General features: G+C 64.2%; 18 protein-coding genes. 12 read left to right on the plus strand and 6 right to left on the minus strand.

Translation table 11 applies throughout. The annotated features are described in order from the left end of the window. Positions 1-14: 14 nt before the first annotated feature. Positions 15-671 (minus strand): hypothetical protein, encoded by a 657-nt coding sequence (locus WNM05_RS14685; protein WP_434628035.1) that lies wholly within the window; start codon positions 669-671, stop codon positions 15-17. A gap of 188 nt (positions 672-859) precedes the next feature. Beyond that, on the minus strand, positions 860-3,457 hold the full coding sequence (locus WNM05_RS14690) for a TonB-dependent receptor plug domain-containing protein (RefSeq protein WP_434628038.1): 2,598 nt from the start codon (positions 3,455-3,457) through the stop codon (positions 860-862). A 964-nt stretch (positions 3,458-4,421) separates the two neighbouring features. Here WNM05_RS14690 and WNM05_RS14695 point away from each other — a divergent pair. The 11 genes from WNM05_RS14695 (at position 4,422) to WNM05_RS14745 (ending at position 14,342) form a co-directional block, all read left to right on the plus strand. After that, the gene (locus tag WNM05_RS14695; RefSeq protein ID WP_434628041.1) at positions 4,422-6,242 is read left to right on the plus strand and encodes a carbamoyltransferase family protein; all 1,821 of its coding nucleotides are present in this window, start codon (positions 4,422-4,424) and stop codon (positions 6,240-6,242) included. Further along, positions 6,239-6,421: a hypothetical protein gene (locus WNM05_RS14700; RefSeq protein WP_434628044.1), complete on the plus strand. Its 183-nt coding sequence runs from the start codon at positions 6,239-6,241 to the stop codon at positions 6,419-6,421. Before WNM05_RS14695 ends, WNM05_RS14700 begins: the two co-directional genes overlap by 4 nt. Positions 6,422-6,438: 17 nt before the next feature. Further along, entirely contained in the window at positions 6,439-7,554 is a 1,116-nt protein-coding gene (locus tag WNM05_RS14705; RefSeq protein WP_434628047.1) for a hypothetical protein, read from the plus strand. Then, positions 7,541-8,578, plus strand: a complete 1,038-nt coding sequence (locus WNM05_RS14710; RefSeq protein WP_434628050.1) for an alginate O-acetyltransferase AlgX-related protein — start codon at positions 7,541-7,543, stop codon at positions 8,576-8,578. Before WNM05_RS14705 ends, WNM05_RS14710 begins: the two co-directional genes overlap by 14 nt. Positions 8,579-8,594: 16 nt before the next feature. Then, complete coding sequence (locus WNM05_RS14715) at positions 8,595-9,524, plus strand: JmjC domain-containing protein (RefSeq protein WP_434628053.1); 930 nt, start codon at positions 8,595-8,597, stop codon at positions 9,522-9,524. 21 nt (positions 9,525-9,545) lie between these two features. Further along, the gene (locus tag WNM05_RS14720) at positions 9,546-10,664 is read left to right on the plus strand and encodes a class I SAM-dependent methyltransferase (protein ID WP_434628056.1); all 1,119 of its coding nucleotides are present in this window, start codon (positions 9,546-9,548) and stop codon (positions 10,662-10,664) included. A gap of 26 nt (positions 10,665-10,690) precedes the next feature. Continuing rightward, positions 10,691-11,395, plus strand: coding sequence for a hypothetical protein (locus WNM05_RS14725; RefSeq protein ID WP_434628059.1), 705 nt, complete (start codon positions 10,691-10,693; stop codon positions 11,393-11,395). Positions 11,396-11,402: 7 nt separating this feature from the next. Continuing rightward, positions 11,403-12,257: a hypothetical protein gene (locus tag WNM05_RS14730; RefSeq protein WP_434628062.1), complete on the plus strand. Its 855-nt coding sequence runs from the start codon at positions 11,403-11,405 to the stop codon at positions 12,255-12,257. Between the two features lie 153 nt (positions 12,258-12,410). Next, positions 12,411-12,641 carry a hypothetical protein gene (locus tag WNM05_RS14735; RefSeq protein ID WP_158300813.1) on the plus strand — a complete coding sequence of 77 codons (231 nt, stop codon included), beginning with the start codon at positions 12,411-12,413 and terminating at the stop codon, positions 12,639-12,641. Between the two features lie 83 nt (positions 12,642-12,724). Continuing rightward, positions 12,725-13,525, plus strand: a complete 801-nt coding sequence (locus WNM05_RS14740) for a putative 2OG-Fe(II) oxygenase (protein ID WP_434628065.1) — start codon at positions 12,725-12,727, stop codon at positions 13,523-13,525. A gap of 40 nt (positions 13,526-13,565) precedes the next feature. Next, positions 13,566-14,342 (plus strand): class I SAM-dependent methyltransferase, encoded by a 777-nt coding sequence (locus WNM05_RS14745; protein ID WP_434628068.1) that lies wholly within the window; start codon positions 13,566-13,568, stop codon positions 14,340-14,342. Between the two features lie 51 nt (positions 14,343-14,393). Here the strand turns inward: WNM05_RS14745 and WNM05_RS14750 are convergent, their stop codons facing one another. The 4 genes from WNM05_RS14750 to WNM05_RS14765 are packed head-to-tail and all read right to left on the minus strand — an operon-like array spanning position 14,394 to position 19,950. Next, complete coding sequence (locus tag WNM05_RS14750) at positions 14,394-16,100, minus strand: ABC transporter ATP-binding protein (RefSeq protein WP_434628071.1); 1,707 nt, start codon at positions 16,098-16,100, stop codon at positions 14,394-14,396. Between the two features lie 21 nt (positions 16,101-16,121). After that, a complete protein-coding gene (locus WNM05_RS14755; protein ID WP_434628073.1) occupies positions 16,122-17,186 on the minus strand; it encodes an ABC transporter permease in 1,065 nt (354 codons plus the stop codon). Between the two features lie 16 nt (positions 17,187-17,202). Then, positions 17,203-18,141 carry an ABC transporter permease gene (locus WNM05_RS14760; protein WP_434628076.1) on the minus strand — a complete coding sequence of 313 codons (939 nt, stop codon included), beginning with the start codon at positions 18,139-18,141 and terminating at the stop codon, positions 17,203-17,205. A 21-nt stretch (positions 18,142-18,162) separates the two neighbouring features. After that, entirely contained in the window at positions 18,163-19,950 is a 1,788-nt protein-coding gene (locus WNM05_RS14765; RefSeq protein ID WP_434628079.1) for an ABC transporter substrate-binding protein, read from the minus strand. A 244-nt stretch (positions 19,951-20,194) separates the two neighbouring features. Here WNM05_RS14765 and WNM05_RS14770 point away from each other — a divergent pair, with 244 nt between their 5' ends. After that, entirely contained in the window at positions 20,195-20,560 is a 366-nt protein-coding gene (locus WNM05_RS14770) for a hypothetical protein (protein ID WP_101710700.1), read from the plus strand. Positions 20,561-20,600 lie beyond the last annotated feature (40 nt).

Below are 20,600 nucleotides of genomic sequence, written 5' to 3' on the forward strand. Positions count from 1 at the left end.
GAGATGCTCTGGTCTCAGGCGCCAGAGTCGAGTTTGAAGCCGAATTCCTGTTTCAGCTGGGTATTGGCCTGGCAGCTATAGCCTTGCAAGGCGGTTGCGATCGCCGACTTGAACGCGCTGCGGTAGCGCGGCGGGATGTCGCCGCTGAAGCTGTAGCTGGCGTTGCCGGCGAACTTGCCGTCCGCGCCGACGCTGAACACCACGTTCACCACGCCCTGCACTTCGTCTTCCTGCGCCTTGCTCGGATATTCCGGCGCTTCCAGGTGGCTGCAGTTGGCCTTGGCCGAAACCGGCCCCTTCGGCGCTTCCACCACCGGTGCCGGCGTCGGCGCCGGTTGCGGCTTCGGATCGGACGTCACCGACTGGATCGCGTTCGCCGATTGCGTGACCGGCGGCGGATTCACCACCGGCGGCACATAGGCCTGCGGCTTCGGCGTCGCCGGCTGCTGCACCACCTTCTCGATTTTCGGCGGCGGCGGCGGAGGCGGCGGCGGCGGTTCGCTGATCACCGAGACTTCCACCTTCTGCTGGATCACCTTCACCACGCCCTGCGCCAATCCCGTCACCAACGCGTAGATCAGCACGGCGTGGAAGATGATCACGCCGGCCAGACCGGCGAATCGTCGCCGGGGCGGAGGCCCTCCCACTCCCTTGGCTGTGATACTAGTCATATGGGTTACCCACTCTATTCAAAACCGGCAAGCCGGGCTTGTCTGCCTTGTGGGCCGAAAGCCCGGACCCGCCAACGGATTACAACACCGGAGGGGCGCGAAGCTCCACGCCCCTCCGGTACCTACTGCTCGGGTTCACGACCCATGACAGAATGCTATAGCTGTGGACTAAATACAATAGCCAGGCACTACAGTTTGTATGACGCTTTCAAGAAGTAGGCGCGGCCGACCGGGTCGGCCAGAATCGGATCGAATCCTTTTTGGAAGAACTTGTTCTGGTTGCTGAACGGCGGCTCCTGGTCGAACAGGTTCTTCACCCCGGCGGTCACGCTCAGCTTCTTCTGCCACAGATAGGTGGACGACAAGTTCCAGTTCGAGTACGGCTTGACGTTGCTGGTCCCCTTGTAGTCGGTGTAACCGGACACATAGTTCTGCGCCAGCAAGGCGCTCCAGTTGCCCATGGACCAGTTGAAGCCCAGGCTGTGCTTCCAGCGCACAATGGGCTGCAAACCATTGTTCCATTGGCTCAGGCGCGAATAATAGCGGCCGCCCGCCTCAACCTGCTGGGTGAACTTGGAGGTGTAGGTGCCGTCCAGATTGATGGCGAAATTCCCGAAACGGCTCTTGGGCAGGCGCCAGGCGAACGAGGCGTCCAGGCCGGCGGCGCTCAGGTTGCCGAGGTTCTCGGTCGGGGTCGAGACATAGTCCAGCTTCGAGTACGGATTGCCCGGATCCACGCGGACGAATCGATCGGCATACTTGACCGGATCCTGGAAAATCAGGTCGTTATCCAGCACGCCTATCACCTTGTGGATGGTGGTCCACCAGAAATCCACGCTGGCCGTGATCTCCTTCACCGGCTCGATCACCACGCCGAAGGTCAGGGAGCTGGCGCGTTCCGGCTCCAGATTGCGATTCCCGCCCTGCTTGGCGAAGAAGGTGGTGCCGCAATCGGTCTTGTCGCCGCCGTTTGCCGGCGTGCCGTTCGGGCAGCGCACCGGATCGTTCAGATCGTTGCCGTTGGTGTAGGTCTTGGCGTCCGGCTGAAAGACATCGAACAGCGACGGCGCGCGGAACCCCCGGCTGGCAGAGCCGCGGAACAGGATCTGCGCCGTCGGCTGATACTTGAACGCCACCTTGGGATTGAAGGCCTTGCCGAAGTCGCTGTACTTGTCGTAGCGGGCGGCCAGCTGCAAGTCCAGTCCCTTGATGACCGGCACTTCCGCCTCCAGGTAGAGCGCCGAGATATTGCGGCTGCCCTTGGTCGATTTGGAGTCCGCGATGCCCGAACCGATCGCGTACTGCGCCAGATCCTGGATCTGGCTGTCTAGCTTCTCGTGCCGCAACTCCCCGCCTATCGCCGCCGCGACATTGCCGGCCGGCAAGGCGAAAATCTCCTTGCTGGCCTTGAAGTCGGCCAGGGCGGTCTCGTATTTCGACACCCAGCCGTCCCCCTTGAGCTCGACGCTGTCCCACGCGCCGGCCGAGGAGTCCCCGAACGGATTGATCTGGTCCGACAACAGCGCCTGCTCTATCTTCTCGCTGTTCACATAACCGCTCTTGTAGTTGATCGTGGTCTTGTTGGAGGAGTAGGCGGCGCCGGTCCGGTAGTCCCAGCCGCCGAGCAAACCTTCCAGATTCAACGCCAGGCGCTGCGTGTCGGACGTGCTCTTGGTGCTTCTGGGGCCCAGCGGATCGCTGCGCAGGTTCAGCACCGCCGTGGCGCCCGGCGTGACCGGCGTGCCGTCGGGCAAGACGGTCGGGAAGTATTTGTTGACGCCCGCGGTCAGCGTGGCGACCGACTGCATCGGCGTCGGACCGATACGGGTGATGCTGATGTTTCGCGAACCGAGGTACTGCGCCGTCAGCAGATGGTCGCCGAACTGCTTGCTCAACTTGCCATTGGCGGTGAATTGCTCCACCTCCGGCGTCAAGTCCATGAACAGCCAGGTTTTTTCGCCACAGATAGTCGCATCCTTCGGTGTCGAATACGGCGGGCGGCAGCCCGGCATCGAGGCGTTGTAAACATTGCCGTCGCCGGGATTGCCCTTGGACTGGTACAGGAAGTTCGCGGGATAGGTGATGGGGCTCAGCGACTGGTTCTTGGTGGCGAAAGCGCGGTCCACCGTCTTGATCGCCTGGCTTTTCTGGTAGGCCAGCACCCCGTATGCGTTCCAGCCGTCCTTGGCGAGATCGCCGACGCCGCCCAGCACGCTGACATTCGCCGAGTCGCCGCCCTTGTGCGCGGTGGCCAGCGCCTCGCCGGAAATGGTCATGCCCTGATAGCTTTTCTTGGTGATGAAGTTCATCACCCCGCCGATCGCGTCGCTGCCATACAGCGCCGAAGCGCCGTCCCGCAGCACCTCGATCCGCTCTATCGCCGACAGCGGAATCGCGTTCAGATCGGTCGCGATGCCGGAAATGGCCTGGTTGGCGACGCGGCGGCCATCGAGCAGCACCAACGTGTATTGCGGGTCGAAACCGCGCAGACCGGCGTACGAGGCGCCGCCGCTGACCGACTGCACCGACGAGGCGCCGACCAGATTCGACTGGTTGCTGGCCAGGGAATTGACCACCTGCTCCACCGTCGTGAAGCCCTGCTTGCTCATGTCCTCGGTGCGGATGATGCTGACCGGCAGGGCTTTTTCCTGCTTGATGCTGCGCTTGATGTTGGAGCCGGTGACTTCCACCCGGTCCAGTTCGGAGGCCTGGTCGGCCCAGGCCTGCGGCGCCTGCGCGCCGATGCCGATGACAGCCAGCGCCAGCGCCAGCTTGGTTCTTTTCATCACGGAACTCTCCTTCACTCTATTTCTCTGTTCCCGCCTGCCGGTTCTGTGCCGGCATCGCGGAGGCTTACAACCGGGTCCATGCGTCTGGCCGGTTATGTTTCGAGTGTGTTAAGAGCAAGTCCAAGATGTCAATATTTGTAAATTTCAGTCACAATCGGTCATCAACGGGATCTGCGCTGCCAACGATATGATTTTCTTCATACTCACCCTGAATATATATACCATCAGCATTTAAGCCGAATAAGGCGCGCCGACCGTTCGCCATTACCGGTAGCCAGGTCGTCCATCCCGCTCCGACCCGAACGTCGCATCGCAAACTTCCTGCGTCGCATTTCCTCAATAAATGTTGTTTTTTTACAAAACAATGCTTGCCCTTGATACCGGCGCAAATTCAACATCGGCTAATTAAATGCATAATACTCATGGGTGACATGTAAAACCGCGCACCATTCCAATGGTGTCGCCTGCCCGATTCCCACGCCGGGCACGCCTCTCTCTCCCGCCTCCCGGACCCGATTGATGAAAAAACCGGCCTAGCGGCCGGCTCCCGTCGATCGCCGCGTCCCGCGGCCGAACTTCCCTGTCACAGCCACCGGCGATCGCGCCCGCCACCTGCCCCCTGTGCCAGGTTTCGCCATTGACGACGGAGTCGGTCTGAACGGCGCGCCGGCATCGCTCGAACCCGGTCCCCGGACGGCCACCGCCATCGGCGCGGCGGAGGGAGCCGGCCGCCGGCATCGATCCGGCCCCGGCGCCGTCGGCTTCAGCGCCATGTAACTCAATTCCTGTCATTTGTAACAGGTGTATTTACAATCGACTGGTGGCATAAGGTGGAAAGTCAACTTGGCTACCTTCGCGTTCGATCCGACTCGTCGCCCCGCCTCGATGCCCACGCGCAGCCAGCCGACACGCAACCTTCCCGTTTTTACTAGCGCAGTCTTTTCCAAAAGCGAGACGTATAGTGAATATCGTCGGTTTGTCGTTTGATTTTCATGATGGCAGCGCAGCCCTGGTGTCCGATGGCGAACTGCTGGGCGTCGCCGCCGAAGAGCGGTTCACATTGCAAAAGCACGATAGCAATTATCCTGCCCAAGCCTTGTCCGCCCTGATGCAGCAGCATGGACTCGATCAATCCCAGATTGACCAGGTCGTCTATTACGAGCGCCCGTCGACCAAGTATTCCCGCATTCTTTCGACCAGCCTGTCTCAATTCCCAAGCGGCATACGCAATTTCATTTCGGCGAATAAGAGCTGGCTGAAGGAGAAGCTGTGGGTGCGCTCCAGCCTGAGCGCCCGCTTCAACCTACCGCTGTCCAAGATTCACTTGATGGAGCACCATCATTCCCATATCGCCCAGGCATTCTTCGCCTCGCCGTTCGACTCGGCCGCCGTATTGATCGTCGACGGCATAGGGGAATGGGACTGCACCACACTGGCTGTGGCCAGGCGCGACGGGTCGGAAAAATACAAGGTAATAGAGCAGTTTCAATATCCGCACTCGATAGGCCTGGTTTATGCGGCGTTCACCGCCTACCTGGGATTCAAGCCCAACTCGGCGGAGGCCAGCACGATGGCGCTGGCGGCCTTCGGCAGGCCGATCTACACCGAGCGCATCAAAGGGATACTGAATCCGCATCAGGACGGCGGGTATCACGTCGATGCCAGCTACTTCAACTTCGAAGGCGATGCCAACGAGATATTCACCAGCCGGCTGGTCGAGATGTTCGGCCCGCCGCGCGACATCCGCACGCCTTATCCGTTCGACTCGCTAGCCGAACGGCAAGAAAACGTCTCCGCCGATGATCAGCGCTGCGCCGATATCGCCGCCAGCCTGCAGGAAGTGCTGGCCGAGGTGCTGCTCGGCCTGGCCCGCCTGCTCAGGGTCCGGACCGGACAGCAAAACCTGTGCTTCGCCGGCGGGGTCGCGCTCAATTGCCTGGCCAATTCCCGCCTCGCCAGGGAAAGCGGCTTCGACGGGCTGTTCATCCCGCCGGACCCGGGCGACGGCGGCGCGGCATATGGAACCGCCTTCCTGTACGCCGCCGAACACGGGCCGGTCAGGCCGATCGCCCACCCGTATCTCGGCTGTTCATGGAGCAGCGACACCGTGCGTCCGTTGCTGGCCGCCGACGATGCGATGGATTTCCTCGTCGGCAGGCAGAACCCGGGCGTGCGCGCAGCGGAATCGATACGACGCAGCGAGTACCACGACGAAGACGCCCTGGTCGCCGACATTGCCGACATATTGTGTGCCGGCGCCATCGTCGCCTGGGTGCAGGGCCGCTTCGAACTCGGTCCCCGCGCGCTGGGCAACCGCTCGCTGCTGGTGGACCCGTCCAATCTGGCCGCCGTGCGCCGGATGAGCCACCAGGTCAAAAGCCATGTCCACTTCCGTCCGTATGCGCTGTCGCTGGCCGCCGAGGACGCCGACAAGATATTCCAGCTGCCAGGCAATTCCGTACTGCCTATCAAATGGATGCAAACGATATGGGAAGTCAATCAGCAGTGCTATGACGCGTTGCGCGGCGCCATCCATGTGGACGGCACCACGCGCCCGCAGATTTGCACCCGCGAAGACAATCCCCGCTATTGGAAGTTGCTGACGGCCATCGGCAAGCACAGCGGCCTGGCCGCGATCTTGAACACATCGCTGAACGAACGCTCATTTCCGATGGTCGGCCACCCGCATCTGGCCTTGGCGATGTTCGCGCGGACCGGCATCGATGTTCTCGTTCTGGACAATATGGTATTCCGCAAGGCATACCCGGGAGACGGACAATGAAATATCTGTGGATCATCCAGGGTGTATTCAGCTCCATCATCGAGATATTCAAGGATCTGAATAAAGGCGGCAGAAGAATGCTGCTGTTCATGCTCCCGACCCTGCTCGTCATCGCGCTGCTGCTGGCCGTCATCTCGTCGTCCGGCATCCTGGCGCCTTTCCTCTACCCGCTGTTCTAAGCCGCGGAGTCATCTAAATGACCGCATCGATGGCGCAATCCCGGCTGAACGGGCTGCCGCGCCGGATGAAAGACTACGGCGTCAACCTGATCGCCATGGTGCTGATCTTGTCGGCGATGGCGCTGGCGCTGGAAGGCCTGAGCAGGCTGTTCCATCTCGGCAAGCGGCCGATGGTGCCCTTCATCACCGACCAGGTCGGCAATCCCCGTATGCCCCCGCGCTTTCAGGCGACCGTCGTTTTCGCCAACGGCGCGCCGTTCCGCATCTGCACCGACGGCGACGGGCTTCGCATCGCCCAATGCGACGGCGACGCCGGGCCGCCGCAGATTCTGACCATCGGGGACTCCCAGGCTTTCGGCTGGGGCATGCCGTTTTCCGCGACCTTCACCTCGCGCCTGGCAAGCCGCCTGCCGGGCACGCCCGCCGCCGGCTTGATGGCGGTCGCGGGCACCGAGCCGGAATCGCTCAACAGCTGGGCCGCCGACTATCGCGCCAAGCATCCCGGCATGAGGCTGAAGCTGAAGATCATCTGCCTGAATCTCGGCAACGACCTCGACGAGATGTTCTTCACGCCGGCCAACATCACCTTGCCGCGTTTCAAGGCGATTCGGGAATGGCTGTCGGTGCACAGCGTCTTCATGCTGGACTTCACCATATTGAAATCCATCGTGGCGGGAAACGAGATGGGCTATCTGCCGCCCGGCGCCAATCCCGTCCTGTTCACGCTGGACCAGGACGAGCGCCGCGTCCTGGCCGAAGCCAGCGTCGCCGCGATAAAACGATTGAACGCATCGGCGCCGGCCGCCGAAAAAACCGTGGTGCTGATCCTGCCGAACGATTACCAGGTGGCGCCGTCGGAATTCCTGAAATACCGCCGCTTCTACCCGTCCGCCGAGCAGTTCGACTCATGGGAGAAACGCATCCCCGAATCCCGGCGCCGGCTCGATCGGATGCAGCAATCGATCGCGGCCGCATTGACAAAGAGTGGCTTCATCGTCGCGATGCCCGAATCCGACCTGGCGCGATTCGATCCCAAGACCATCCTGGACCGGGCCAGCCATCATTACAATGCGCTGGGCAACCAGGTCATCGCCGATTCGATACTGAAAGCGATCAGCCATGCCCAACAGTGAAAATCTGACTGCCCAGGCGGCAAAAGCCCAGTCGAATGCCGAAGATATCGTCAAGGGCAGGCGATTCTGGTCCTGGAAGAAAATCGCTCTCGCCATCGCGCTGCTGGCCCTGTCGGCCGAGGGCCTGATGCGACTCGCCCTCGGCAATATCGACTTTTCGCCGCCCGTTTTCCGCATCAATGGCGACAGTTACGGGCTATTGGCGGATCAGAAGGCGAAAGTGCGGCAGTTCGGCAGGACGCTGAGCATCAGCACCGACGGAGACGGCCGCCGGATCACGCCGGGCGCGCCGGCGGCAGGCGCGCCGGTCCTGCACTTGGTGGGCGACTCCCAGGTATTCGGCTGGGGGCTGTCCGACCAGGAAACCATCGCCGCGCAAATGCAGAAGATGCTGGGGGGCCGCGTCCGCGTCGTCAACGACGGCGTGCCGGGCTATGGCCCGCTCGACTATATAAAGACCCTGCGATCGATCCCGCAGCAGGACCGGGTTGTCGTGCTGCATACCGAGGAAAACGACGCTTGGGACGCCTATGGCCTGTTCCGGCACGTCAACGTCGCCTGCGGCTATCTGATCAGCTCCGGCATGGAGGGCGACGCGCTGCGCTGCGCGCTGATGAAATCCCTGGTCCTGCAGGCCTCGCTCGAAGCCTGGGACGACTTCGTGCATTACGATCGCCCGACGCCGTTGGGTTTCGATCAGCGCTCCGTCGTCGCGGCCACGGTGCTGAACGCCCGGATCGCGAATCTGTATCGAGAACAGCGGGAAAAGCGCGGCTCCCGCCTGGCGTTCACCATCATTCCATGGAAGGCGCGCTTTTCCCCGTCCTGGCTGCAACGCTACAGCCCGCCGCCGTTCACCGACGCCGCCGCCCAGCCGTCGCCATTCGAGGACGATCTGGACATGCTGAGCTATTTTCGCGGCACCCAGCAGCCGCTGTATCTCGAAACCGACGCCCACCTCGCACCGGCGGGCGCCCGCCGCGTCGCCGAGAAACTGGCGCAGTGGGCTTCGGACATAAAATGACCGTCGGGAAACCATCATGAACGATATCGTGGACTCCAGCCTGAAAACGGCGTCGTATCTGGCGGAATTGCTCAGTCCCGTCAGCCTGGACGACTTCTTTTCCGAATACTGGGACCGGAAACCGCTCTATATCGCCGACGGCAGTGCGCGCTTTGCCGGATTGGCCGATGCGGGCCGATTGCGGGAGATCGTCGAGAGCGGCTCGCCGTGGCAATATCGCCGCCTGCCGGAACTGTACCTGGACAGCGGCTTCATCCCCCACGACCAATTGATAGTCGAATATACCGACATGGACGGCAGGCGCGCGGTATCGGTCCGTCAAAAGCGGGTGAAGATGCTGCTGGAGGCCGGCGCGACGGCGAATTGCTTTGGTCAGGAGGCCCACTTCCCCGAGCTGATGCGCTTGAAGAAACGCTTCGCCGAATATTTCTCCGCCGAGGTGGAGACCAGCCTGTTCTACTCGCAACAGGACCATCCGGGCCTGGCGCCGCATTACGATTGCGTCGAGATCTTCGTGCTGCAGATCAGCGGCCACAAGCGCTGGTATGTGTCCAGCCAGCGCCAGACCAATCCGCTGGTCGGATACGGCCAGCCGGTCGCCTACGACAACGACGCGCCCCACGCCGTCATCGACCTGGAGCCCGGCGATCTGCTGTATCTGCCGCGCGGCCTGTTCCACCACGCCTGCGCCTTGTCCGGCGAGTCGCTGCACACCACGGTCGCGGTGAAGATGCCCAGCTACTTCGATCTGTTCAAGGCGCTGGCCGAGGTCGCGGTCGGCAGCGACGACATGCGCGGCTACCTGCCGCCCGGCGGCCCCGCCGCCTGGGCGGCGGCCGGCCCGGCCCTGCTGGACCGTCTGTCCGCGCTGCTGGAGCAGCCGGCGTATGCCGCCGAAGTGCAGGAGCTGCTGGGCAATCGCAACGGCAGCCATTTCCAGGCCTGAGCACGATTCGGAGACGCCGAGATGCTCGATGAACTGAAACAGATCGTGGGCCGGCTGCTCGACGAAGCGGTCGACATGGCGCCGTTGCGGCAGCGATTCGGTCCGGGGCGGGAGCCGGCCTCGCCGGCCCAAGTCGCCGAGTTCGCCGCCCTGTATTGCGCGCAGGCCCTCGCCCAGGCGCCCGCCGATGTCGGCGCCGACACCGCGGCCGAGGAAGGCGGATGGTCGCTGCTGCATTTCATTGCCGAGCTGCCGGCGCCCATCGCCGACGAGATCGGCCGGATAACCGACTTCCGCGAGACCGTCGAGCGCGCATGGCTGGAGCCGCAGGCCGACGCCTATGTCGGGCTATGCAATGCCACTCACGACGTATGGGCGCATCTGCTCGGGCAGGAAAGCGCCGACGACGCGCGGATACTCGCCGCGCTGGATCGCCGGGCAGGCATCGCCACGCTGGACTTCGGCGCCGGCTGCGGACACTTCGCGACGCAACTGGCGATGGGCGGCGCCCGCGTCGACGTCGTCGAAGTCGACCCGGTGAAGCTGGCCTTCCTGCAATTTCGCAGCCGGCGGCTGGGACTGGACATCCATTGCGGAATGCGGGACGCGCCGTACCAGCAGATACTCGCCATCAATGTGCTCGACCACCTGCGCGATCCCGACGCCGCGCTGCAGCAGCTGACCGAAGGCCTGCAGGCCGGCGGGCTGCTGCATCTGCTGGCCGAGTTTCCGGCCGACGGCTGGCACCAGGCCGATCCGGCCAAGGTCCAGGCCTGCGCCGCGCTGCTGAACCGGCACTATGTCCGGCAGGCGCCGTCCGACGTTCCCTGGCTGGACAGCTACACCCGCGCCGCCGCGCCGCAAGCGGTCTTCGGCGGCAGGCCGGCCCTGCACCCGCGCGCCTCGCTGATCCCCCAGCAGGGCAAGCCGGAAATCATATTGTCCAGCACGGCCTTCTATGCCCGCCCCTGCGCGCTCGATCATCAAACGGCGATGCTGTGCGGCGAGCTGGATGGCAGCCGCACGCTGCAGACGCTGTCGACCGACCTGGATCTGGAGCTGGACGAACTGGCCGCCTTCTGCGATTTCCTGCAGCAGCACGGCCAGCTGACCTGGTTTCCCGAACGCCAGCCTCATTGACCCGAACAGACGACGGAAGGATGCTCATGACCATCTTGCTAAGAAAACTGATCACCGCCGTTGCCTTGCCTATCCGATGGAGGCGGGATAGGCAGCACGCCGCGGAAACGCTGAAGGCGTTCTCGGAAATCGAATTCGACAGCGCATGGCAATACCTGAATGCGATCCGCTACGTGGACCAGCCGGAAATCCAACTGATGCTGTTCGGCAACTGCCTGGAGGAAATGGAGCATTCGGACAAGTTTCTCAATGCCGCCCACAAGCTGGCGTCCGCCCGCATGGGCGGCCATAGCCTGGCGCGCAAGGAACTGGTCAGGAAACCGAACGACGTGCCGTACTTTCTCGCCTTCGCCCATGACAGCGAACGCTCGATCGCGACCCAGTTCAAGGGCTATGCCAGGGCCTGCGGCAAATTCAGCGACGCCGCCGCGGTGTTCAACGACATCGCGATAGACGAAGAGAAGCACGAACGCGAAGCCCGTTCCTCACTGGTCAGCGCGGTAGGCTCGGAGCGCACCGCCCGCTGGCTGATCTTCAAGGTAAAGCTGAGCAAAGCCTACAGCGGCTGGATGCGGGTCAGCAAAAAACTGGGCGATATGATTTTCGCAGCATGGTTGGGGGTGATTTTCCTGCTTTTCGGCTCATTGCTGAGAAATTACTGCCGACGCACCTTACTCAATCCATCACGACAAACACCTCAACTGGGAGGCACAAAAAATGAATGTTATTGATCGCTTGATGGCAGACCACGACAAGGATCCGGCCGCCGCCGCGCGCGAATTGCGCGAGCTGGACCCGTCGAGCCTGAGTCTGGACAGCACGCCGCGTTACAGCTGGTTGCTGAACCATGTGCTGGGGGAACTGGCCGGCACCTGGACCGACGCCTGCCAGCGCCAGCGGCAGATCGCATCGCTGCCGGACGCCTCGCCGACGATACACCGCAACCATGCGATCGCCGCGCTCTACGCCGGTCAGCCGCTGGAGGCCTGGCACGCCCAGGCCCGTTTCATGGCGGCCAGCGGCGCCAGCGAGGCCGAAGCCCAGGCGGTGATCCGCCTGGGCGTGCTGCAGCACAGCCCCGATCGCGCGTCGGCCGGCGACAGCTTCCTGTCGGTGCTGCGCGGCGCCCTGGAGCAGATCAGGCAATGGAACGGTCCGAACGCCGTGGCGGCGATGCTGGGGGCGGCGCTGAACAATATCGTCTCGGGCTGGATGAACCATGCGGCCGAACCGTCGGCGCCGATCAACGACGTCATGCAGGAGGCCGCCGTCCGCTGCCAGGAAATGTGGCAGGCCGGCGGCACCTGGGTCAACGTCGAGCGGGCCTGCTATCTGCGCGCGCTGGTCGCCAACCATCTCGGCCGCTGGGCGCAGGCCCGGGATGCCGCCGCCGAAGGCTTGAAGTTGATAGACACGCATGGCGAGGAGGACGTGGATCGCGCCTTCCTCTTGCTGGAACTGGCCCGCGCCCACGGCGGCCTGTCCCAGGCCACGCAACAGCAGCAGGCGCGGGAGACCGCCGTCACGCTGGCCCGCGAGTTCTCGGAGCCTGGCCTGCGCGAATGGTTTGACAGCAAATTGGTCGGGGCCTGACAAGACACGCCCGCTTGCCGCATGGCTGCGCGCCGGCGCCGGCCGACCCAGAACCTCGCGGGCGATGGCTTGCCATCGCCTGCCTGGTATGTCCGCTTAGCCTATCGTTAGCGGCCATCTTGTTACTTCGCAACTTAAACAAAGGAGCAAGTCATGAGTGAAGTGCAAAACGATCAACGCAATGCGCGTCGCTTGAAGAAACTGGTGTACACCAGCATCGCCACCGGCCTGATCGGCGTCACCAGCCTCAGCGCGGCAGCCCACGGCAATGCCTCTTCTCACGCCTTCAGCACCATCGACTGGAAAGCGGACTCCTTCTCGGTACAGACCAAGGACACCGCCAAAGTCGAGCATGCCCAGGACGTGACCGACGTTAAGCGTTAAGTCGCGTGCAGTACGGCGGCCGGCGCCTCGGCGTCGGCCGCCGCCCGTTTGATGGCGGCTGCCAATGACAAGCAAGCGATATCATGCCGACAAGCCCTCAGAATGCCGAGCAGGACCCGATCCGCTATTGGAGCGAGCTGGGCCAGCGCCACGCGCTGGCATCGCGTTACGACGAAGCCATCGCCGACTTCGAGAATGTCTTGCGGCTGGCCGCCGACCATGTGCTGGCCCGAGCCTGGCTGGCCGCGCTGCAACACGCCAGCGGCAATCCCGCGGCCGGCTATCGCCCCGCGGAGATGATAGTCGAGAGCCGGCCCGCCGACGCCGCCTTGCTGCAGCGATTGTCCGCCTGGGTCGTCGAGCGCGCCGACCTGGTGCAGGACCCCGCAGACAAGACCACGCACGGCGGCAGACAGAGCGGCGAATTGCGCGCCGGCGACGGTCCGCTGGCTGCAGAATTGCAGGAACTGCTGGCCGCCGAAGTCTGCGAAATACTCGAACTGCCCGAGCCCGGCGTCGCCAGCCTGGCCGCCCAGGGCCTGCGCATCAGCGCCTGGACCGTGATCCTGGACAGCGGCGGCTACCAGGACATCCACATCCACCAGGCCGGCGTGCTCAGCGGCGTCTTCTATCTGAAGATCCCGCCGATGTCCGGCTCCGAGCACGCCGGCTGCCTGCTGTTTCCGCACACCGTGCCGTGGCTGCCGCCCAGGGCCGGCGTCCGGCCGCCGCCGCCATGGCCGGTCAGGCCGGAATCGGGCCTGCTGCTGCTGTTTCCATCGTATCTGTGGCACCGCACCGAGCCGTTCCGCAGCGACGAGCCGCGCATCTGCATCGCCTTCGACGTCCTGCCTGGAGCGCCAGCCCGCCATGCCGATCAATGAGAACTTTCTTGCCGCCGCCGCCCGCGCCTTCGACCCCGGGATGGGAACCGAACATGTCGGGCCATTGTTGTACGCCTTGCTGCGCATGCATCGTCCGCGCCGCGCGCTGGCGATAGGGCTCGGTTATTCGACGCTGTTCCTGCTGCAGGCGCTGGCCGACAACGAGGTCGAGGCCCGCCGCGACGCGGCGGTCGCCGCCGGGACCGAGGCCGATCCGCTGCGCCGGGAAGTGCTGCATCCGCAATATCCGCATGCCGGACATCGCGGCCGCCTGCACGGCATCGACGACTTCTCCGACGATCCCGGACGGCTGGACCAGTTCCTCGGCTGCGTCGAGCATTTAGGGCTGCAAGCTTATTTCACGCTGGAACGCTGCCGCTACCAGGACGCCGCCCGGCCCCTGGACGGATTCGACTTCATGTGGATGGACTGCGGCCACCAACTGGACTATGCGCCGATGCTTAACCGCTTCTGGCCGCTGCTCGACGACGACGGCGGGCTGCTGGCGATGCACTACACCTATGTCGATATCGACACCGAGGACGAGCACGGCCGAAAGCACAAGCTGATGATGCCCGGACCGTTCATCAACGCGGTCCGCCAGCAACTGCTGCAAGCCGGCCTGCAAGCCAATTTCGAGACCTTGTCGCTGATCGAGCCGCACAAATGCCGCCAAGGCAGCGTCAGCCTGTTGCGCAAGCTCGACGACGGCGAATGCTGCCGCCCGTCTTCTCTGACCGGCGAACAGAGCCTGCTGTACGGCGAGCCGGGCCAGCCGCTGGCGCCGCTGACGGAACGCGCCGGGGAAATGGATTGAGGCGGCGCTAAAAAAAAACCGGCCCCGCGGGGCCGGTCCTCGTCAAGCGGGCTAGGCCGGCGCCAGCGCCGCGCTCCAGCCCTGCGGGATCGCCCCCAGCAGCTTCTTCGTGTAGCCGTCCTGCGGCTCACGGTAGATCACGTCCGCGTCCGCCTGCTCCACCACCCTGCCCTGGTTCATCACCAGCACCTGGTCCGAGATGTGCTTCACCACCGCCAGATCGTGCGAAATGAACAGGTAGGACAGCTTGTACTCGTCCTGCAGGTCCTGCAGCAGGTTCAGCACCTGCGCCTGCACCGACACGTCCAGCGCCGACACCGACTCGTCGCAGATCAGCACCTCCGGCTTCAAGGTCAGGCAACGCGCGATCGCGATGCGCTGACGCTGGCCGCCCGAAAACTCGTGCGGATACTTCGCCAAGGCTCCCGCCGGCAGACCCACCTTGTCCAGCAGGTCCTGCGCCAGCTTGCGGCGCTGCCCCCCGTCCTGGCCGATGCCGTGCAGCAGCATCGGCTCGGTCAGGATCTGCTCCACCGTGAAGCGCGGGTTCAGCGACGCGTACGGGTTCTGGAAGATGATCTGGATACGCTTCTTGTACGCGTGGAACGCCTTGGCGCTCATCCCTATCAGGTCCTGGCCGTGGAACAGCGCCTTGCCCGCCGTCGCCTGGTGCAGCCGCACCAGCGTCAGCCCCACCGTCGTCTTGCCCGAGCCGGACTCCCCGACGATGCCCAAGGTCTTGCCCCGCGCCAGCTTGAACGACACGTCCTGCACCGCGTGGAACTGGCGCTTGCCGAACAGGCCCTCGCGGATGTCGAAGCTCTTGCTGAGGCCCTGCACGTCCAGCACGATCTCGTCGCCGGCCGCGTAGCCGCGCTTGCGCTCCGCCGGCTCCGCATAGCCGCCCGGCTTCAGGAAGTCGTCTATCACCGCCAGCCGCTCCGGACGACGGTCCAGGTGCGGACGGCACGACAGCAGCGCCTTCGTGTACGCGTCCTGCGGATGCTCGAAGATCTGCTCCACCGTGCCCTGCTCGCGGATCACCCCGTGACGCATCACCACCACCTCGTCGGCGAACTCGCCGACCACCCCCAGGTCGTGGGTGATGAACAGCACCGACATGCCGTGCTTCTTCTGCAGATCGGCGATCAGCTGCAGGATCTGCTTCTGGATCGTCACGTCCAGCGCGGTGGTCGGCTCGTCGGCGATCAAGAGCTTGGGCTCGCAGGCGATCGCGATCGCGATCATCACCCGCTGCTGCTGGCCGCCGGACAGCTCGTGCGGGTAGCGCTTCACCCGCTTCTCCGGCTCCGGCAGCCCCACTTCGCGCAGCAGCTCCACCGCCCGCTTCCACGCCGCGCTCCGGCTCAGGCCGGCGTGCAGCGTCAGCGTCTCGACGATCTGCTCGCCGACGGTGAACACCGGATTCAGCGAGCTCATCGGCTCCTGGAAGATCATCGCGATGTCCTTGCCGCGCAGCCGGCGCAGCTCGGCCGGGCTCTGCTTCAGCAGGTCGCGGCCCTGGAACAACAGCTGGCTGCCGGCGTCGATCTCGCAGCCCTGTTGCGGCAGCAGCTGCATGATGGCCATCGACGTCACCGATTTGCCCGAGCCCGATTCGCCGACCAGCGCCACCGTCCGGTTGGCCGGAATGTCGAAGCTGACGCCCTTCAGCGCCTCGAAGCGGCCGCCGTCCTCCTGGCGGAAGCGCACCCTGAGGTCGCGGACCGACAGCAAGGTTTGATTGTCGTTCTTCATCTTGTGTCTCCCCCATCCGCCCTATTTGGCGACCGCGCGCGGATCGAGCGCGTCGCGCAGCGCGTCCACCAGCAGGCTGAAAGCCGTCACCAGCACCGACATCGCTATCGTCACCGCCAGCATCTGCCACCAATAGCCCTGGATCAGCTCGGTCGGCGCCTCCTCCAGCATCGAGCCCCAGCTGACCTGGCGCACGTCGACGCCGAAGCCGAGGAAGGACAGGATGGCCTCGTACTTGATCAGCGCCACCGTCAGCAGGGAAAACTGCACCAGCAGCAGGTGGGAGATATTGGGCAGGATGTGGATGAACATCTTGCGCATGTCGCCGGCCCCTATCGCATTAGCCGCCTGCACATACTCGCGGCCTTTCAGCTTCAGGTACTCGGCGCGCACCAGCCGGTAGGTGCCGGTCCAGCTGGTCAGCGCCATCACCGCGATGATGGTGCCGATGCCGCGGCCGGAGACGGCGGCGAAGGACAACAGCAGCAGCATGTCCGGCACCGAGGTGAACACGCTGTAGAACCAGTTGAGGAAGTCGTCGGTCCTGCCGCCGAAATAGCCGGACACCGCGCCGAGCGCGCAGCCTATCAGCAAGGAACACACCGCGCCGAACACGCCGACGAAGATCGAGGTCGACGTGCCCTTCAGCGTTTTCTGGATCACGTCGCGGCCCTGCAGGTCGGCGCCGAACGGCAGCGTCTCCAGCCTGGTCTGGGCCTTGCCGGCATAGTCGGCCACATGCTGGCGCGCGGCGGCGAGCTCCCTGCCTATCGGGTCTTCCGCAGCCGTCATCCCGATCACCGGCGCGGCCGCCGCCGGTCTGGCCGCGGCCGGCTCCGGCGGCAGCACGTCGTCGGCGGACGGCGCGACCCAGCTCGGCGGCGCGTACGGCACGCCGACCTCGTCGGCCCAGTCGCCGCCGATCAGATTGCACCAGCCGCCGATGGCGACCAGCAAGTAGGCCAGCACGATCCACAGCGAGACGAAACCCACCTTGTTGCGCTTCAGGCGCTGCCATCCGAGCGCCCACAGGCTGCGGGACGGCATCGCCGGCATGCCGCCGGCGGTATTCTGCAATGTCGTCATTATCGTTCTCCCCCGCTCACTTCAGCTGCACGCGCGGATCGATCCACTTGTAGACCAGATCGCCGAGCAGATTGAACGCCATCGTCGCGATGGCGATATAGATGGTGATCGCCTTGATCACCGGGAAGTCGCTCTTGTTGACCGCCTGGATCACCTCGTTGCCCATGCCGGGGATGCCGAAGAAGTTCTCCAGCACCAGCGCGCCTATCAGCAGATAGGGCAGCGACATCATCACGCTGGTGACCACCGGGATCAGCGCGTTGCGCAGCACGTGCTTCAGCATGATGCCGCGCTCGGACAGGCCCTTGGCGCGCGCGGTGCGGACATAGTCCTGGCCCAGTTCCTCGACGAAGAAGCTGCGGTAGAAACGGATGTCCGGCCCCAGCGACACCATCAGCCCCATCAGCAGCGGCAGCGGCACGTAGAGGAAGAGATTGGTCCAGAACGAGTCGCCCCAGCCGCGCACCGGGAACCAGCCGAACTTGAACGCCAGGAAGTACTGGCCGGCGATGATGTAGATCAGCGCGCTGATCGACATCGCCACCGTGCAGACGATGGTGATCAGGTGGTCGGTCAGGCCGCCGCGGAAATAGGCGACCAGCGCCGCCAGCGGGATCGCGATCAGCAGATCGACCACCAGCATCGCGACGGTCAGCGTCAGCGACGGGCCGACCCGGCTGCCTATGATGTCGGCCACCGGCTGCTGGGTGGACCAGGAGGTGCCGAAGTTCAGCGTCAGCACCTGGTGGACGAACAGCCAGAACTGCTCCGGCAGGCTCTTGTCCAGGCCGAGCTGGCTGCGTATCTGCGCCAACACTTCCGGCGTCAGATGCTTGCCGGCCAGCACCAGCGACGGATCGCCGCCGACGACGCTGAACAAGGTGAAAACCAGCAGCATGACGCCGAGCAGGGTCGGGATCATTTGCAGCAGCCGGCGGATGATGAATGCGGACATGATGTTCTCCTCGCTCGCCGCTTATTTCTGCACGTCCAGGAAGCGCCAGATGGCGTTGAAATTGGGGTGCACCTTGAAGCCCCTGACCCAGGGCTGGGCGACGCCGTTGACGTAGCGGACGTCTCCGTAGACCCAGGGCGTGTCGCCGGCGACGATCTTGTTCATCTGGTCGTACAGGCGGTCGCGCACCGGTCCGTCCGGCATCGCCCGCGACTGCTCGTACAGGCTGTCGTAGCGGGCCGAGCGGTAGCAGGCGTAATTGCTGCCGCCGGTATTCGGCCCGTACAGCAGCTGCATGAAGTTCTCGCCGTCGGGATAGTCGGCGCCCCAGGCGGCGCCGGCCATGCCGTATTTGCACTCCTGCAGCGCCTTGGCCTGCTCGTTCCATTGCACCACGCGGAAATCGACGCGCACCTTGATGCGGTCGAAGGCCTTCTGCCAGTACTCGTTCCACTGCTTGTCAATGGCGGTCGGGCCGGTGACGAAGTCCACCGTGAACGGCTTGCCGTCCGGCTGGCCGCGGTAGCCGTCGGCGCCGATCTTGTAGCCGACCTGATCCAGCAGCGCGTTGGCCAGCGCCGGATTGAACGGATAGGCGGCGCGGAAATCGGGATTGTGGCCGGCGACGTTGGGCGGGATGATGTATTGCACCGGCACCGCCTGGTTGCGGCGGATATTGCGTATCGTCTCGCCATTGTCGAAAGCCATCGCGATGGCGCGGCGCAGCGCGATCCTGTCCTTGCCGAAGCCGCCGACCACCGGGTCCTTCATATTGAAGGCGTAGAAGGTGATGCCCTCCTCCAGGCTGCGGTTGAGCTGGATGCCGCGCTCGCGGTATTCCGCCTTCAGCTCGGCCCGGGCCGGATTGTGGGCGTCCAGCCGCAGCACCTGGCGGATCAGCGGCTGCGGAATGCTGGGATTGCCGCTCAGGATGTCCAAGGCGCCGCTCTTGAACGCCAGCCAGGTCGGCTGCTCCTCCTGGATCACCGAGACCTCGATCCGGTCTATCTGCGGATAGCGCTTGCCGTTCATCTGCGCGGCGATCCGCCTGTCCAGCGGACTGGCGCCGGCATCGTAATGGAAGGTCTCGCGGCGGAAGTTGGGATTGCGCACCAGCGTGATGCTGTTGCCGGGCTTCCAGTCCTTCAGCATATAGGGGCCGGTGCCGACCGGATGGGCGTTGGTATTGCCGTCATAGGCCTCGACGACCTCGCGGGCCTGCGCCTCCACCCAGCTGCCGGCCAGCAGATAGGGCAGCGACGGGAACGGCTGCTTGAACTTCAGCTGCAGCGTGTAGCGGTCCGGCGTCTGTATGCCTTCGACCGGCGCGTCGTAATCGAGCTTGCCCTTGGCGGCCTTCTTGACCAGCGCGTCCAGCCCCACCAGCTTGCCGGTGAAGGTGTCGCTCAGCGGCGACGCGACCGACGGATCGGACAGTCGCTTGATCGTGTAGGCGTAATCGGCGGCGGTCAGTTCGCGCTTCCTGCCCTTGAAGGCGGGATCGGGCGCGAAGTAGATGCCCTTCTTCAGGTGGAAGGTGTAGCTCAGGCCGTCGGCGCTGACGGTCGGCATCGCCGTGACGACGTTGGGGATCACCTTCACCGGTCTCGCCAGATAATCGAAGGTCAGCAGCGGATCGTAGATGTGCTCGATCACCGCCGCCGAATAGACATCCGCCACCTTGGCCGGATCGAAACCGGTCTCCTGGGCGTTGAACACCGCGTGCAGGACCTTCTCCGCCGCCGCGTGCAGCGGCAGCATTCCCCCCCAGACCATCAGTGCCGCCGCGATCGGCTTTCTCAGGCACATAGTCGTTTCTCCTCCGTTTTATTATTCGCGCGGTCGCGCCCGCGGCCTGTCGGTCTGTCGCCGTCATCGCCCGCCGTCGCGCCGCCTGTTGCACAAGCTTGTTAACAGAAACCCGCCATTGCCCAAACCTTAACGATTGACACGATCGCGGGCTGACAGCATCGTAAAATTAATCACGGCGACGATGACCCCGCCATGCGCCGCGGCCTCGCCCGGCGCCGCGCCGACAATCAAGGAGAGCGACATGAAACCCCTGTTCACCGCCGCCGCGCTGCTGGCGGCCGGCCTGCTGGCCGGCTGCGCCACCCAGCTCGGCTACGCGCAAAAGGTCAACGGCTGGCAAGGCCGGGACGCCAACGAACTGCTGGCGACCTGGGGCACGCCCACCGGCCAGATGACGATGCCGAACGGCAATCTGCTGTATACCTATCGCAGCGCCTACAGCCAGGACATGCCGATACAGGCCAACGGCTTCTACCATCCATGGATCAATGGCGGCGGCTCGGTCTATTACAGCTGCACCACGAACTTCGTCGTCGACCCTAAGAGCCACCTGGTGCAGTCGGTCAGCTTCGACGGCAACGACTGCGTCGCGCCGCCGCGCAAATAAGCGCCTCGTGAGACGGGAGCCGGCGATCGCCGGCTCCCCG

Origin of the sequence: Chromobacterium sp. CV08 (genome assembly GCF_051129845.1) — a bacterium.
In the GTDB taxonomy this organism is placed as follows: domain Bacteria; phylum Pseudomonadota; class Gammaproteobacteria; order Burkholderiales; family Chromobacteriaceae; genus Chromobacterium.

Coding starts and splice junctions, on each gene's coding strand:
- WNM05_RS14715 (WP_434628053.1), top strand. CDS start 8,595: ATGAACGATATCGTGGACTCCAGCCTGAAAACGGCGTCGTATCTGGCG.
- WNM05_RS14745 (WP_434628068.1), top strand. CDS start 13,566: ATGGGAACCGAACATGTCGGGCCATTGTTGTACGCCTTGCTGCGCATG.
- WNM05_RS14705 (WP_434628047.1), top strand. CDS start 6,439: ATGACCGCATCGATGGCGCAATCCCGGCTGAACGGGCTGCCGCGCCGG.
- WNM05_RS14720 (WP_434628056.1), top strand. CDS start 9,546: ATGCTCGATGAACTGAAACAGATCGTGGGCCGGCTGCTCGACGAAGCG.
- WNM05_RS14735 (WP_158300813.1), top strand. CDS start 12,411: ATGAGTGAAGTGCAAAACGATCAACGCAATGCGCGTCGCTTGAAGAAA.
- WNM05_RS14725 (WP_434628059.1), top strand. CDS start 10,691: ATGACCATCTTGCTAAGAAAACTGATCACCGCCGTTGCCTTGCCTATC.
- WNM05_RS14760 (WP_434628076.1), bottom strand. CDS start 18,141: ATGTCCGCATTCATCATCCGCCGGCTGCTGCAAATGATCCCGACCCTG.
- WNM05_RS14710 (WP_434628050.1), top strand. CDS start 7,541: ATGCCCAACAGTGAAAATCTGACTGCCCAGGCGGCAAAAGCCCAGTCG.
- WNM05_RS14685 (WP_434628035.1), bottom strand. CDS start 671: ATGACTAGTATCACAGCCAAGGGAGTGGGAGGGCCTCCGCCCCGGCGA.
- WNM05_RS14730 (WP_434628062.1), top strand. CDS start 11,403: ATGGCAGACCACGACAAGGATCCGGCCGCCGCCGCGCGCGAATTGCGC.
- WNM05_RS14700 (WP_434628044.1), top strand. CDS start 6,239: ATGAAATATCTGTGGATCATCCAGGGTGTATTCAGCTCCATCATCGAG.
- WNM05_RS14750 (WP_434628071.1), bottom strand. CDS start 16,100: ATGAAGAACGACAATCAAACCTTGCTGTCGGTCCGCGACCTCAGGGTG.
- WNM05_RS14765 (WP_434628079.1), bottom strand. CDS start 19,950: ATGTGCCTGAGAAAGCCGATCGCGGCGGCACTGATGGTCTGGGGGGGA.
- WNM05_RS14740 (WP_434628065.1), top strand. CDS start 12,725: ATGCCGACAAGCCCTCAGAATGCCGAGCAGGACCCGATCCGCTATTGG.
- WNM05_RS14770 (WP_101710700.1), top strand. CDS start 20,195: ATGAAACCCCTGTTCACCGCCGCCGCGCTGCTGGCGGCCGGCCTGCTG.
- WNM05_RS14755 (WP_434628073.1), bottom strand. CDS start 17,186: ATGACGACATTGCAGAATACCGCCGGCGGCATGCCGGCGATGCCGTCC.
- WNM05_RS14690 (WP_434628038.1), bottom strand. CDS start 3,457: ATGAAAAGAACCAAGCTGGCGCTGGCGCTGGCTGTCATCGGCATCGGC.